The following is a 12,504-nucleotide window of genomic DNA, read 5'->3' on the forward strand; positions in this document are numbered from 1 at the left end:
CCTACGTCACAGTGCTCGCGAAGGCGCCGGGTCTCGCGAACTCGATCAACAAAGCGCTCGGCAGCGTCGACGTTGGTGAGGCATCGAAGAAGATCGGGCAGAAAGTTGCCGAGTCAGTCGGCAAGTCGCTGAAGGATCAGGTCGCCAAGAAGTTCGCGGATGCGACTGCAGCCGCGCTCGAGAAGCAGACGAACGCCACAAAGCGTCTTTCCGATGCCGAGCACGCGCTGGTGAAGGCTCGCGCGCAGCATGGAACGACCGCGGCGAAGGTGACCTCTGCGGAAGAGAAGCTTGAAGCCCTCCGCAAGAGTGTCAAGGCCACCACTGGCGACCTCGAGAAAGCTGAAGCCGCGCTCGCGAAGGCACAGTCAGATCATGTCGGCACCGGCAGGGCTGTCGCAGACGGGCAGAACCGCCTAGCTGAAGCCAAGCGCAACGCGACTGACGCGTCGAAGGCATACACAGACGCGCTCGCCAAGGAGCAGTCGAAGAGCGAACAGGCGCTCGCGTGGATGCCCCTCGCAAACGCACGCATCGATGAGCTGTCGAACAAGTGGCGGGCTGCTGGCGAAAAGATCAGCGGCGTTGGTGATTCACTCACCAACAACATCACGAAGCCGGTCGTTATTGCCACGGGCGCAGTCGGCACACTCGTCAGCGCGCTCGGGTTCAAACGCCTCGTCGGTATCGACACTGCTCGCGGCCAGTTCAAGGGCCTCGGAATGGATGCCGATGCAGTGATGGCTCAGGTCGACCGCGGCGTCACCAACACGGCATTGTCGATGGCGCAGGGTGCGTCTTTGGCTGTGGGGATCCTCGCAACCGGGTCTGTCCCGCTCGAAGGCCTTGAAGCGCAGATCAAGCGTGTGTCGAACGTGTCTGCGGCGTACAACGTCGATGCCGAGCATGCCGCGTATCTGCTGAACAACATCCTCACGAAGAACAAGGTCACCTGGGGCGATCTGTCGCAGATGCAGCAGAACCAGATCCCCATCGTGACGCAGCTGGCTGACTATTACGGTGTCGCCGGCGGCGAGATTATGAAGATGGCGCAGGACGGGGCCATCAGTGTCGAGGATCTCAACACTGTTCTTGACCAGAACGCTGGCGCTGCTGCTGAGGAGTACGCCAAGACGTGGAAGGGTGTCACGTCCAACATTCTTTCCAACCTCGGAAAGATTGGCGCGAAGTTCCTCGAGCCTTCCTTCAACATCATGAAGGAAGAAGCAGCCGAGTTCCTCACGTTCCTGAAGTCGGAGGAGTTCTCCACTGTCGCTGCCGAAATGGGCGACCGAATCGGCAAAGTCGTGCGCGACGTATCGCAAGGCCTCCAAACACTGATCGGCTGGTGGGCAGGCCTGTCTGACGGGCAGAAGAAGTTCATCGGCGTGAGCGCCGCCGTGCTTGTCGCACTAGGCCCCGTGCTCAAAGTCATCGGCGGCTTGTTCAAGGGGATTAGCTCCGTCATTAGTGCGGGGAAAGTCGTTGTTGGACTCTTTACTGGGTGGAAAGCCGCTGCCGGTGGGGCAGCTTTAGGGTCAAAGGCGCTCACTGGCGCAACAGCCGCACAGACCGGGGCAATGAACCTTGCCGCAGTGGCGCAAACTGCTTCTGCAAGGGCTCAGAAAGCGCTCAACGCGGCGTGGAAAGCGAACCCCATCGGGCTCATTGTTACCGCGATCACGCTGCTGGTTGGTGCCTTGGTCTGGTTCTTCACTGAGACGAAATTGGGCAAAGCCATTTTCGCCGAGTTCACCCGCTTCCTCGGTGAGGCGTGGGCGAACATCAGCGGCTTTTTCGTCGCCGCGTACGAGAACGTCATCAAGCCCGTGCTCGATGGCATCGCTGCCGTGGTGAAGTGGGTGTGGGAGACCATTATCCGCCCGATTTTCTCGGCCATTGGTTTCGCTGCCGCGATCCTCGGCGGGGTCATCATGGGCCTTTACGACGTGTTCGTGAAGCCCGCACTCGACGCGATCGGTGCGATCTTCAAGTGGCTGTATGAGAACGTCATTAAGCCTGTGATTGATGGCATCAAGCTCTACATCCAGGGGTGGGGCATCATCCTCTCCTGGCTGTGGACGTCGATCGTGAAGCCCGTGCTTGACGCCATTGGGAAGGCTTTTCAGTGGGCGTGGAACACGTTCATCAAGCCTGCAATTACTGCGCTCTGGGACGGTTTGAAAGTTCTCGGCGGCTGGTTTACCTGGCTGTGGCAGACGATTGTGAAGCCGGTCTGGGATGGCATTTCCGGGATCATTAAGAATGCGTGGGAGCGCGGGATTAAGCCCGTGATCGACACGCTCGTTCGGGTGATTCAGTCTGATCCGAAGAAAGCGTTCGAGGCTGCTCGTGACGCGATCGGGTCTGCGTGGAAGGGCATCCAGGAGCTCGCCGCGAAGCCAGTGCGTTTCGTAGTCGAGACTGTGTTTGGTGGGCTGGTGGACGCCGTCAACGGCTTCCTGCCTAAGGGCATGAAGATTCCGCGGCCTTCGCTTCCCAAGGGGTTCCGTGATGGTGGGTTCACTCCGAACGTTGGGGTGAACACTGTCGCTGGTGTGGTGCACGGGCGCGAGTTCGTAACGCGCGCCGAATCAACAGCGCGCATCGAGCGGAACCATCCTGGGCTACTCGCTCACATGAACCGGACGGGAACACTCCCCGGCTACCGCAAGGGTGGCTTGGTGCATCCGATGCCGGGCGCGGTCATGACGACGGGCTGGTACGGGTACCCCGGCCACTCGGCAGTCGATTTGGCGAAGCCACAGGGCACGCCGATTCAGGCTGCTGGTGCGGGTGCTGTGACGGCCCAGAAATACCATGCGATGTACGGGAACATGGTCGACATCAATCACGGTGGAGGCCTCTCCACCCGGTACGCGCACATGCTCGGAAACGTTGCTGTGCGGCTCGGGCAAGTGGTGAAGGCTGGCCAGGTCATCGGCTACGAAGGCTCGACCGGTAATTCGACCGGCCCGCACCTCCACTACGAGGTCATGATTGGTGGACGGCAGGTCAACCCGATCCCGTATTTGCAGGGCGGCGGCGTGAAGCCAGCCTTCGGGATCGTTGAAGGTCTCCTTGACGGGGCGCTCAGCAAGTTCAAGGGCGCGTTCCCTGGCGGCGGTTTCTTTGTGGATGCCGCGGGGTCGCTGCTGCGAAGTGGCGTGCAGGGTGCCGTCGATTGGATCAGCGAGAAGCTGTCCTTCGGAGTCGGTGGCGCCGGGTTAGTGCCGACGCTGTACGACAACGGGGGCTGGCTACAGCCTGGCATGTCCCTCGTGGAGAACAAAACGGGCCGGCCTGAGCCGATTCTCACTGCACAGCAGTGGGCGGATATGCGTGGTGGTCGTGGCGAGATCCGCGAGGTCAACATGCCGCTCCACGTTACGGTCGATTCGAACACTGACCCCGTGCTCTTCGGCATGCGGTCAGGCCACGCGATGGGGAAAGCCATGACGGGATTGGTGGTCTAAATGAGTACAGGCTATTTGCGTCTTGCTCACCTCGAGTTCCATGGTGGCGCGCGAGAAGGGTGGGGGTTTAGCGGCCTGGACGACTGGTTGTCTCTGACAGCTGCGAAGTCGACCGGGTCGCCCCGCCCGACCGCGCACGGCAGCTTTGATCCGGGGAGGCCGTGGCGTGAATCTGCGGCCTTCTCGGTGAAGGTGCACTACCTCGGGTCAACTCAGGAAGAAGCAGTGCTCGCGCTACGTGAGCTCACCGCTCTGGGGGCGTACACGACACTCATTGAAGCGACAGCTGATGTGGGTGACGGGCGCATGACCCGACAGGTTCAGGTCGCGAACATCGACATCCCGGACACGCACGGCAGCGACACTGTCGAGGCGACCGTGTACATGCTCGCACCAGACCCGTTCGCGTACGGTGCGGAGATCGTGCAGACGGTCGGCGTGCCAGTCGCGGGTGAAGGTGTCGCTTCGCCGCTCATTGACCCGTTCCAGGAAGTCGGTGGCGGAAACCCTGGCCGGGTTACCGTCACCAATGCTGGGTCGGCGCCCACCACCGTCCGCATCGACATTGCAGGCGGGGTTGAAGGGGTGCAGGTGCAGGTCGTTGAGACGGGCGAGGTGCTCCGCTTTGACCGACTCATCCCGGACGGGGCGGTCGTGCAATTCGATTCCCGCACTGGCCGGGCAACTCTCGACGGGCAGTCTGATGTGACCGGGTTCATGGTGTACGACGACTGGCCCCAGATCCCTCCCCAAGCAACCAGAACGTTCCAGTTCACACCACTCGGCGCTGTGACTGGCGCACCAACGATGACGGTGCGCACCGCGCCCGCCTACTTCTAGGAGGCCTGATGCGGATCATCATGGGCGACCTCCTGACAGGTCGCCGTATCCTCGATGTGCCGTTCACGGCAGCTTCGTGGAGTGTGGAGCTCAACGGGCCCGGCACCGTTTCAGCGACAGTTGATCTGAAAGACCCCACGGTGCGGCAGCTCGACATGTGGAATGCCGCACAGGTCGGCAAGACATTTCTTGCCGCAGTGGAGAACGACGTCATTCTCGAGGCCGGGCCGATTTGGGCTCGCAAGTGGGAACGGCGTGACGGGAAACTCACCCTCGAAGCGCGCGGCCTGTGGTCATATTTCGACCACCGGACACTCCTCCCAAACATTGGGGACAGGCCAGTCACGAACCCCGAAACTGGGGAAGCTGAAGAGTACGCGAACACCACGCTCAAGAACCTCCACCTGGGGACTATTGGCAAGCGCATCGTGCAGCAGTCGATGACATGGCCAGGTGGAAACTTGCCCATCGTTTTTGAGGACGACAAGCCTGGCGAGCACGAGCGCAACTACCGCGGCGTTGATTTGTCGATCATCGGGTCGATGCTGGAAAACCTGACGCAGGTCATTGACGGCCCAGACATTGCGTTTGTGCCGCAGTGGGCACCCGACCGGCTCGGCATCCAGTGGCTGTACGTGTCTGGCGACCCGCGGCTCTCTTCTGTGACAGAGCACGTGATCGATATGTCGGTGCCGGCGTCACCCGTCGATGGGCTATCGATTGACGAGTCTGGGTCGAAGCTTGCTTCGCTGGCGTGGGCGTCCGGGGGCCGGTCTGGGGACGAGCCGCTCGTGGAACGGCACTTCGATACCACTCTCATCGATGCGGGGTATCCGCTGCTCGAGTTGGTGGATTCCTCACGGGCAACTGTGACCGAGCCTGCCACGATGCGCGGGCATGCCGCTGCGGCAGCGGTGAACGGGCGACTCCCGCTATCCGTGTGGGCACCCACGCTGCACACTGGCGGCCGCGGCGAACCACGCATCGGAGATTACCGCGTGGGTGACTACTTGGTGTTCAAGTCCAAGGGTGAACTGTTCACCCCCGATGGGCGACATCGCAGGCGCATCGCAACGATGTCAGGCAGCGCTGGCAACGACTTCATCGACATCGGATTGGGGGCATCGTATGGCTGACCCCAGAATCCCATCAGGCGAGATGGGCGAGTTTCGCGACATGCTGCGGCAGCTCTTGAAACGCCTTGACGAGCTCGAGAAACCGACCGGCACCCAACTCTCGCAGACCGTGAAGAAGATCTTTGCGCTGTTCGAGAGTTTGGACGAGCAGGTCGCGAACTCGATCGCTGCGAACTCGTACACGAAGAACGAGATCGACGCGAAGTTCACCGCCGTCAACACTCGCACCTGGCCGATGAACCAAATCACTGGGATGCTGCCCATCAGTCAGGGCGGCACCGGGTCTGGGAACGCGTACAACCAGGATCTCGCAACTGTCACGCGCAGGCAGGCGTGGGTTGGCGAGAACGGCACGCTCGGGTTCGCCCTGTCGACGTTCAAACGCAAAGCGAACGTGCAGGAAGCCAACCTGCCCGTCGACGCGCTGCTCGGCCTGCCAGTGCAAACGTTCCAGTACCGCACACCGGACGGTGACGCACCAATCCAGCTGTCCGGGTGGGATCTCGGGTTCGTCGCCGAGGACGTCAAAGCGCTCGGCCTGGAATCTTTCCTCTACCTCTCCCCCAGCGGCGACCTTGAGGGGTTCTCGTACGAGCGCATGAAGTTCGTGCACCACGAAGCGCTACGCCGCCAGGCCAGCACGATCCACCATCTCGAGGCGGAAGTCGCAGACTTGCGCCGCCTCCTGACCGAACTCTCGGCCCGCACTGACGTGCCAGCACCGAAGGAGTAACTATGCCACTGAATCAGCCCTTCCCTGGTCACACGCTCAAGGCAACGTTCGATGACATTCGACGTGATCTTGAGGGCCTGATTGTGCGTGACGCGGCCGGAAAGCCTCGCGCGGGAGTGTTCCCAGACCACACGGGGGAACTCTTTACCCGGCAGAACAACATGACGATCGGGGTGAAAGCGTTTCGTGCTGCGCAGGTGCGTGGCGGTGTCGTGCTGCTCTCGAATGACGGTGTCACCATGGTCACTATTCCGCCGGCGCCGTCAGCGAATAGGCGCATCGACCTCGTCTATGTGACCGCGCGGTCTACTGCGGCCCCGTGGTCGGACACCGCGGACACCCCCACGTTCGGGGTGCAGCAGGGCGCAGCTTCAGCGACCCCGGTGGCGCCCACACTCCCAGCGAATCTTGCGGACGCGCTCCCCCTGTTCACTGTGGAGACAGCCGCCGCAGCGACCACCACACAGTCTGCGATCATCACCCAAGTGTTCCCGTACACGGCTTCTGCTGGCGGCACGGTGCTCTTTCGAAGTCTCGTTGAGTTGTCGGCGTGGACTGCTGGGGAGGGTGCACGCGCGCATGTACTCAATGGTGGTGGTGAGTATGTGCGGGGTGCGGATGGGTGGAAGCGTCGCGGGACGATCGCTCACGCGCTGGTCACGAATGATACGCAGGACGGTATCGGCGCTGGGCCGGTGCGCATCCGTGGCGTAGAAGCCTCATTCTCGCTCCCAGCAGAGACATTGGTTGAGTGCACGATCGCATTTCGTGGGCTCGGCACGAACCAGGGCAACGTTCTGGCGTTGCAGCTTCGCGACGGGACTACTGTGCTTCGAGATTGGACTCGGCCTGCGAACTCCGTCGGAACCTTATCGGCGAACCGGCAAGAGTTCTCTGCCCGGGTGCCGCTTTCTGCAGGAGACCATACGTTGACGGTGTGGGCGTTCAAGGCTGACACGACCGCTGGGCAAATCACTTCTGCACCAACGCCTGCTGGCCCGAACGAACTATTTGTGCGGGGGGTCTGAGCATGGCTGGTGTGAAGACGTGGTCGTTTACTCAGTGGCGGTCGTGGGCGGTCGGGAAACTGATCGACATCGATGGAGCGTACGGGGCCCAGTGCTGGGACTTGTGGGCTGATTATGCGATGCGCTGCCATGGGGCAACTGCTTTTGAGGCGTCGACGAGTGGGGATGCTGGCCGTGATTCTGGGCTTGCATCGTCACTGTGGCTTGCGTTTCCTGCCCGCCCCGGGATTGAGAAGCTCTTCGTCCGGGTGGGGCGGGATGCTGCTGTGCAGGAGGGCGACGCGGTGATCTGGGCGTGCTCTGCCGCTTTCCCTGATTCGCATGTTGCGGTTGCGACTGGGCGTACTCGGCCTGGCCAGATCGAGGTTGTTTCACAGAATGATCGCGGGAGCGCGTCTTCTGCTGCTGGTGCGACACGGGTTGCCTGGCTTACCACTTCAGGGTTGCTTGGTTTCTTGCGCCCGATTGCTTATGGAGGAGATGACATGCCTACTGCTCGTGAGATTGCGGATGCGATTCTTGACACGAAGATCCCGAGGAAGGGTGGTTCCCAGTCTGGGGAGACAACCCCGAGGGCGGTGTTTGCGTGGATGGATGCCCTGTTTGAGACGCTGCCGCGGGAGATTCTTGATGCGAAGATCCCGAGGAAGGGTGGTACTCAGTCTGGGGAGACGACGGTGCGAGCGGTGATGGCTCATACTGATGCTCTGATTGAGGGCGTGACTGACAAGCTGCCCGAGAAATGAGCGAAGATACGCCGTCGGGATGGATTGCGAAGTTCCAGGCGACACTCACGGAACTTGTTGTGGAGGTTGCGCGGCTCACCACGTCGATCGCGGTGAAGGATCAGCATCGGTCGTTGAAGGACGAAGAGTACGAGCGACGCCTACAAAACCATGGCGACCGCATCCGTGACGTTGAGACGAAACTTGCGGCGCGTGATGACCACGGGAAGCAGATCGAAGACCTCAAAGAAACATTGAATGCAGTGGAGGCCGCAGTGAATAAGAGTGCGTGGATTCCGGTGCTGGTTACTGGCGTGTTGGTGTCTGTTATTGCGGGCATCACGATCGCTGTTATTACGAAATCACTCGGGTAAGGAGTCCCATGAATATTCAGTCTGTTCGCACGTTCGTTGCTGCCCTTGTTGGTGTGCTGATTGTGCGGCTTGTTGCTGCGATCCCGGCTATTGCTGACGGGTTCGCGTACGTCGATGGCGTGTTTGCTGAGGCGGGTTATGGCGCCATGTCGGCGCTCGCCCTCGCGCAGGCCGCTGTCACTGCTGCGGCGATCCTTCTGTATCAGAAGGCCGCGCAGTGGCTTGGCGACCGGTGGCCGAACGTCGAAAAGTACATGCTTGGCAGCTCTTCGCGCCCGCATTACGAGCCGCGCTACGCGGCCTAGGCGCGTGATCGTCGCGAGATGAGGTATCTCCCGCGGTGGATATGCCGCGAGGGAGGCCGTCGCCCGCGATGAGCCGCCCGCGCGATCCGAGCGATCAGCGCACAAACACGAAACAGCCCCCTGTGGGCCTGCTTTCTCCGTTATGGAGGGGCAGGCTCACAGGGGGCTGTTTCGTCATGTCTGGGAGGTGGTGACGCCGTTTGGTGGCCCGACTCTGGTTCGGCCGGCGGCTTCCACTTTCTCGAGATCCCACAGCACGCTGGCATTCGCAGCCTCGAGGGTGTCGTGCTGGCTGATCACGCGGCGCTTTGACGGTTCAGGATGCCATTGCTGCACGAAGAACAGGGGCACGTTGTCTCTGTTTGCGACGCCGAGGATCATGGCGACGGGGTGGTCTCTGGGGTAGCGCATCACAGCCCAGAGATTCGTGTCAATCTGCACGTATGGCATGCGCTCGCGTTCGACCTCATCGCCGCGCTCCGATCGGCCCATGGTTACCCCCGTTCGAATGTTTGTTCGAACAGTGTAGGCGGGGTGGCTGACATTCAGTGCGGACGGTCACGCCCAGCAGCGATGAGCTTCTGTGCGCGGTCGCGTCTCACGACCTGCCCCACATAGCTGGCAGACACACCACACTGTGCAGCGATCTGCGCGTATGTCCACCCCCATCGCCGGAGTGCGAGTATCTTCTGCTTCGTGTCCATGCCCCACAGTGTGCGGCCCGGACGAGTCCGGTGGGGCGGCGCCGGCGGATCTGTGGATAAGTCACACAGTCTGCACGTGCAGCATCATCCACCCTTCAGGTACAGCGGCCTGCAGCTCGGGCATCGTTGGGGCTTCGATTTCTTGCAGCATGTCCCGCCGATGGTACGTGCCGGTCGCGGTAATCACGCCACCGGTTTTGCCCATCTTCACGGGCGCCTTCACGAGATCGAAACCCTCCGGCCGGTTGACCTCAAGCTGTGCGTGGACCTCCTCGAGCGACTCCCCCGACGCTTCAAGCTCGACGGTTTCAATTAGACGAATCGTGGCACGCAACATGCTCCTGAGACTATCCCCTTCCCGTCATGCCGCCCACCTGGGTAAGGTGAGCGACATGACCGTAACAGTTTGCATTGAATGTGGCTCCGAGCCCGTCTACCGCACAGACCGCACCGCAGTTCTTTCGGGCCACGTCCATGAGACCCAGGTCGCTGTCCGCTGCTCTAACTCAGCCTGCATCTACGCCAATCCGAGCAACATTTCGCTGGCCGGCTTCACGACGAAAGCACCGGCTTAAGCAGCACGGTTCCTAGACGCGTCTAGTAGCGCAAGGACCGCATCCGCGGCGCTTTGCGGGTCACCTTCGTGGAACTCAGCAGCCAACGCGCTAACGAGCTGCTGCCGTGTCGGCGTGACCAGAGCAGCACCCCACATGGCGCCCTCTTCGAACCCGTGCCTGCAGAGGTAGTTGCTCAGGTCAGCGTCGTGCATGACAGAGACATCTTGGCGCGGCCAGCGCCCTAGCGCTTCTGTTTGTGCGGCGGTACGCACATCAGGGGCGGTCATTTGGACCTCCATTCAATGACAGTAGGCTCGAACGGTACTCCGTAGGTCCTTGCAAGCCCCAGCACCCACTTCTGCCCACAACGTCCACACACCCATTCGCGTCCGACCCGAGAGCCAATCGCTCTGGCAAACCAGACAGGCGGGGTTCGGCATTGGTGCTGAAAACCAGCTGTTTCGTTCACGGCTTCTCTCCTTCGTTTCGTCGGTACGGGTACAACTCGCGGAGGCTATCCCGCAGTTGAGGCCCGGTGATCTCGCCCCGCTCGTACTCGCCGTACCGTTCACAGTCGTGCCGCTCGTCAAGGCGGCCACGCTCGTAGGCCTTCTCTGCGGCTGCACGCTCAACCTCGGCGAGCCAACGATCGAACATCTCGCCCCCATAGAGCCCGTCTGGCGTCGTCTTCACGTCGCCCTCGTAGTAACAGTCGTGCTCTACCCCCTCGACATACCCGGCACGCACCACATCAGTGGTTGGCGTGTGCTCGCTCATCCTTTTCCTCCTTCGAGAGCTGACTTCACTTCGACGGCCAAGCATGCAGGGTGAGATTTCCAGCACTCCTTCGAGTGGGTGGAAGCTGACTCACCCCAGTACGCGATGGTCTCGTCGAGGATCGCGAGCGCGTCTTGGACTTGCCATCTCGCTTTCACTGATTGATCGGATAGGGCCTCCCCTGCTGCTGCGCGTTCAGCCTCAGCGATCGACTCCTCCGCTAGCGTGTCGTCGTTGAGCCGATCGCTCACGATTTCCACGAGCTCGGAGCGAGTCAGCCTGGTTCTCTTGTTCATCGCACTCCTCCTATCTGTGTGTGCGGGATCGTGTCGCGTTCGCCGGCCATCAGGACGGTGACGCTTTTCTTGTTCCAGCGGACGACGGTGAACCATGCGCTGTTGAGTGTCCATTGGACTTCGGTTTTGTCGCCGTGGATGGCTTTCAGATCGATCGTGGCGTGCGTTTGTTCGCGTGCAGCTTTCTCGGCGGCGAGGCGTGGTGCGGCTTGAGCTCGACGCAGTTTCGCCTCGGCATTGTCGAGGTTTCGTTGGAGCTCTGCACGCTGGCGTGCGAGCCCGTCGATACCGGTCTTGCCGTTACGGGCGCGGAGGGGCAGGTTCAGCATGCCGTGGTCGAATTCAGGGACGGTGTGGCGTTTGTCCCATGCTTCGAGCTTCGACCTCGCGGCTGCTACACGTGCCTCAAGCTGCTCGCTCATCGCCCACCACCTCTCCGTGTTGCGCTTCCAGGCACACCATGTCGACCTTTGGCCATCTTGTCGGCATTGTTGTCCGCGATCGTCCCTTCGCGTAAATGGCGAGGGTTTACACATGGCGGGTTATCGCAGGTATGCATAGCCACCATGCCAACGCCAAGAGGCCTCTCGTTCGCGAGCTCCCAGGAAACACGGTGCGCCCACATCGACCTGTGCTGGGCGAAGAATCGCCCATAACCGTCACGAGACTTCGACCCAGTGAATGGCCAACACTCATTGTTCGCGTTGACATCAACGAGAGCCCAGAATCTCTTTCGGTCTGCTTCACTCAGCTCTGTCAGTGGGGCCCTACGCAGTTGGGCGCGGTAGTGCCTACGGCACATCCCGCGAGCCTCATGTTTCCTCTCACATCCCGAAACCTGGCATGGCACTATCTTCCCTGCCGGTGGTCCGCCTTTGAGCGGATCGCCATGCCGCTGCCACCTCCCATAGTGAGAACAGCACATGCCGCGGGAACTCCGCTGGTTCTGGCATTCATTAACAATGCAAGTTGGCTTCACCATGGCGCTCAAGAATCACCACCGCCTGGTGCGGCACCAGCAGCAGCCCGCAACCGTTCAGCCGCGATCTGTGGCGTGTGCCCGTCATACTCTGGCGGCAGGTCGACCTCTGGCACTGCGAACAATCCCCAGTGTTCAGCCTTGTAGTGGTTCGACACTTGCCCAGCCGGTAGCGTCGCGGTGACAATGAACCAGCCTCCGCCAAAGCAGAGTTCACCGTCCGAGTGCTTCCAAGACTTCACCACGGGGATACCGGCAACGAGCCAGCCGTGCGCGGCATGGGCGTTGTAGAGCATGCGGTAGTCGTAGAGCTCGTCAAACGTGTGGTGGCCGTCCGAGGTGGAGCCGGAGACAGCGGCACCAGCAGTAGCTTCGAGCGCGTTACAGATCTTCTCGATCAGCTCGGCGCCAGTGTGCCGGACGTGGACGCTTGAGTGCAGCGCGAGAGCGTAGTCGCGCGCTTCCCGGATGAGTTCTTCGGTCATGGTTGATGTTCTCCTTCAGTGATAGACCGGACGGTCATTGATTCAAGTGCGGCGACGGCTTGCTGTGTGACGACACCGTTGCCGAGCAT

At 61.2% G+C, this 12,504-nt stretch carries 16 protein-coding genes; 8 read left to right on the forward strand and 8 right to left on the reverse strand.

From position 1 onward, the window contains the following. Positions 1–11: 11 nt before the first annotated feature. The 8 genes from ABD115_RS10440 (at position 12) to ABD115_RS10475 (ending at position 8,617) form a co-directional block, all read left to right on the forward strand. A complete protein-coding gene (locus ABD115_RS10440) occupies positions 12–3,476 on the forward strand; it encodes a peptidoglycan DD-metalloendopeptidase family protein (RefSeq protein ID WP_343960673.1) in 3,465 nt (1,154 codons plus the stop codon). Continuing rightward, entirely contained in the window at positions 3,477–4,316 is an 840-nt protein-coding gene (locus tag ABD115_RS10445; RefSeq protein WP_343960674.1) for a phage tail family protein, read from the forward strand. A gap of 8 nt (positions 4,317–4,324) precedes the next feature. After that, positions 4,325–5,452 (forward strand): hypothetical protein, encoded by a 1,128-nt coding sequence (locus ABD115_RS10450; RefSeq protein WP_343960675.1) that lies wholly within the window; start codon positions 4,325–4,327, stop codon positions 5,450–5,452. Next, the gene (locus ABD115_RS10455; RefSeq protein ID WP_343960676.1) at positions 5,445–6,185 is read left to right on the forward strand and encodes a tail fiber domain-containing protein; all 741 of its coding nucleotides are present in this window, start codon (positions 5,445–5,447) and stop codon (positions 6,183–6,185) included. Before ABD115_RS10450 ends, ABD115_RS10455 begins: the two co-directional genes overlap by 8 nt. 2 nt (positions 6,186–6,187) lie before the next feature. Then, positions 6,188–7,213: a hypothetical protein gene (locus ABD115_RS10460; protein WP_343960677.1), complete on the forward strand. Its 1,026-nt coding sequence runs from the start codon at positions 6,188–6,190 to the stop codon at positions 7,211–7,213. Positions 7,214–7,698: 485 nt separating this feature from the next. Next, positions 7,699–7,959: a hypothetical protein gene (locus ABD115_RS10465; protein ID WP_343960678.1), complete on the forward strand. Its 261-nt coding sequence runs from the start codon at positions 7,699–7,701 to the stop codon at positions 7,957–7,959. Further along, the gene (locus tag ABD115_RS10470; RefSeq protein WP_343960679.1) at positions 7,956–8,312 is read left to right on the forward strand and encodes a hypothetical protein; all 357 of its coding nucleotides are present in this window, start codon (positions 7,956–7,958) and stop codon (positions 8,310–8,312) included. Before ABD115_RS10465 ends, ABD115_RS10470 begins: the two co-directional genes overlap by 4 nt. Before the next feature lie 8 nt (positions 8,313–8,320). Then, positions 8,321–8,617, forward strand: coding sequence for a hypothetical protein (locus ABD115_RS10475; protein WP_343960680.1), 297 nt, complete (start codon positions 8,321–8,323; stop codon positions 8,615–8,617). A gap of 174 nt (positions 8,618–8,791) precedes the next feature. Here the strand turns inward: ABD115_RS10475 and ABD115_RS10480 are convergent, their stop codons facing one another. The 8 genes from ABD115_RS10480 to ABD115_RS10505 all read right to left on the reverse strand — a co-directional run bounded on the left by ABD115_RS10480 (position 8,792) and on the right by ABD115_RS10505 (position 12,415). Beyond that, entirely contained in the window at positions 8,792–9,109 is a 318-nt protein-coding gene (locus ABD115_RS10480) for a hypothetical protein (protein WP_343960681.1), read from the reverse strand. A 53-nt stretch (positions 9,110–9,162) separates the two neighbouring features. Further along, positions 9,163–9,321 (reverse strand): helix-turn-helix domain-containing protein, encoded by a 159-nt coding sequence (locus ABD115_RS16630; RefSeq protein WP_382389555.1) that lies wholly within the window; start codon positions 9,319–9,321, stop codon positions 9,163–9,165. A 61-nt stretch (positions 9,322–9,382) separates the two neighbouring features. Next, on the reverse strand, positions 9,383–9,658 hold the full coding sequence (locus ABD115_RS10485; RefSeq protein WP_343960682.1) for a hypothetical protein: 276 nt from the start codon (positions 9,656–9,658) through the stop codon (positions 9,383–9,385). Between the two features lie 685 nt (positions 9,659–10,343). Beyond that, positions 10,344–10,655, reverse strand: a complete 312-nt coding sequence (locus tag ABD115_RS10490; protein ID WP_343960683.1) for a hypothetical protein — start codon at positions 10,653–10,655, stop codon at positions 10,344–10,346. Further along, positions 10,652–10,951: a hypothetical protein gene (locus tag ABD115_RS10495; RefSeq protein WP_343960684.1), complete on the reverse strand. Its 300-nt coding sequence runs from the start codon at positions 10,949–10,951 to the stop codon at positions 10,652–10,654. Before ABD115_RS10495 ends, ABD115_RS10490 begins: the two co-directional genes overlap by 4 nt. Then, a complete protein-coding gene (locus ABD115_RS10500) occupies positions 10,948–11,373 on the reverse strand; it encodes a hypothetical protein (RefSeq protein WP_343960685.1) in 426 nt (141 codons plus the stop codon). Before ABD115_RS10500 ends, ABD115_RS10495 begins: the two co-directional genes overlap by 4 nt. Further along, positions 11,370–11,933 (reverse strand): HNH endonuclease, encoded by a 564-nt coding sequence (locus ABD115_RS16635; RefSeq protein ID WP_382389556.1) that lies wholly within the window; start codon positions 11,931–11,933, stop codon positions 11,370–11,372. The genes ABD115_RS10500 and ABD115_RS16635 overlap by 4 nt, the downstream gene beginning before the upstream one ends. A 5-nt stretch (positions 11,934–11,938) precedes the next feature. Further along, on the reverse strand, positions 11,939–12,415 hold the full coding sequence (locus ABD115_RS10505; RefSeq protein WP_343960686.1) for a WDGH domain-containing protein: 477 nt from the start codon (positions 12,413–12,415) through the stop codon (positions 11,939–11,941). Positions 12,416–12,504 lie beyond the last annotated feature (89 nt).

Source organism: Leucobacter albus, from assembly GCF_039528015.1.
In the GTDB taxonomy this organism is placed as follows: domain Bacteria; phylum Actinomycetota; class Actinomycetes; order Actinomycetales; family Microbacteriaceae; genus Leucobacter; species Leucobacter albus.

Excerpts from the sequence above, each read along its gene's own strand:
- ABD115_RS10445 (WP_343960674.1), top strand. The coding sequence starts at position 3,477 with ATGAGTACAGGCTATTTGCGTCTTGCTCACCTCGAGTTCCATGGTGGC.
- ABD115_RS10450 (WP_343960675.1), top strand. The coding sequence starts at position 4,325 with ATGCGGATCATCATGGGCGACCTCCTGACAGGTCGCCGTATCCTCGAT.
- ABD115_RS10455 (WP_343960676.1), top strand. The coding sequence starts at position 5,445 with ATGGCTGACCCCAGAATCCCATCAGGCGAGATGGGCGAGTTTCGCGAC.
- ABD115_RS10460 (WP_343960677.1), top strand. The coding sequence starts at position 6,188 with ATGCCACTGAATCAGCCCTTCCCTGGTCACACGCTCAAGGCAACGTTC.
- ABD115_RS10465 (WP_343960678.1), top strand. The coding sequence starts at position 7,699 with ATGCCTACTGCTCGTGAGATTGCGGATGCGATTCTTGACACGAAGATC.
- ABD115_RS10470 (WP_343960679.1), top strand. The coding sequence starts at position 7,956 with ATGAGCGAAGATACGCCGTCGGGATGGATTGCGAAGTTCCAGGCGACA.
- ABD115_RS10475 (WP_343960680.1), top strand. The coding sequence starts at position 8,321 with ATGAATATTCAGTCTGTTCGCACGTTCGTTGCTGCCCTTGTTGGTGTG.
- ABD115_RS10480 (WP_343960681.1), bottom strand. The coding sequence starts at position 9,109 with ATGGGCCGATCGGAGCGCGGCGATGAGGTCGAACGCGAGCGCATGCCA.
- ABD115_RS16630 (WP_382389555.1), bottom strand. The coding sequence starts at position 9,321 with ATGGACACGAAGCAGAAGATACTCGCACTCCGGCGATGGGGGTGGACA.
- ABD115_RS10485 (WP_343960682.1), bottom strand. The coding sequence starts at position 9,658 with ATGTTGCGTGCCACGATTCGTCTAATTGAAACCGTCGAGCTTGAAGCG.
- ABD115_RS10490 (WP_343960683.1), bottom strand. The coding sequence starts at position 10,655 with ATGAGCGAGCACACGCCAACCACTGATGTGGTGCGTGCCGGGTATGTC.
- ABD115_RS10495 (WP_343960684.1), bottom strand. The coding sequence starts at position 10,951 with ATGAACAAGAGAACCAGGCTGACTCGCTCCGAGCTCGTGGAAATCGTG.
- ABD115_RS10500 (WP_343960685.1), bottom strand. The coding sequence starts at position 11,373 with ATGAGCGAGCAGCTTGAGGCACGTGTAGCAGCCGCGAGGTCGAAGCTC.
- ABD115_RS16635 (WP_382389556.1), bottom strand. The coding sequence starts at position 11,933 with ATGGTGAAGCCAACTTGCATTGTTAATGAATGCCAGAACCAGCGGAGT.
- ABD115_RS10505 (WP_343960686.1), bottom strand. The coding sequence starts at position 12,415 with ATGACCGAAGAACTCATCCGGGAAGCGCGCGACTACGCTCTCGCGCTG.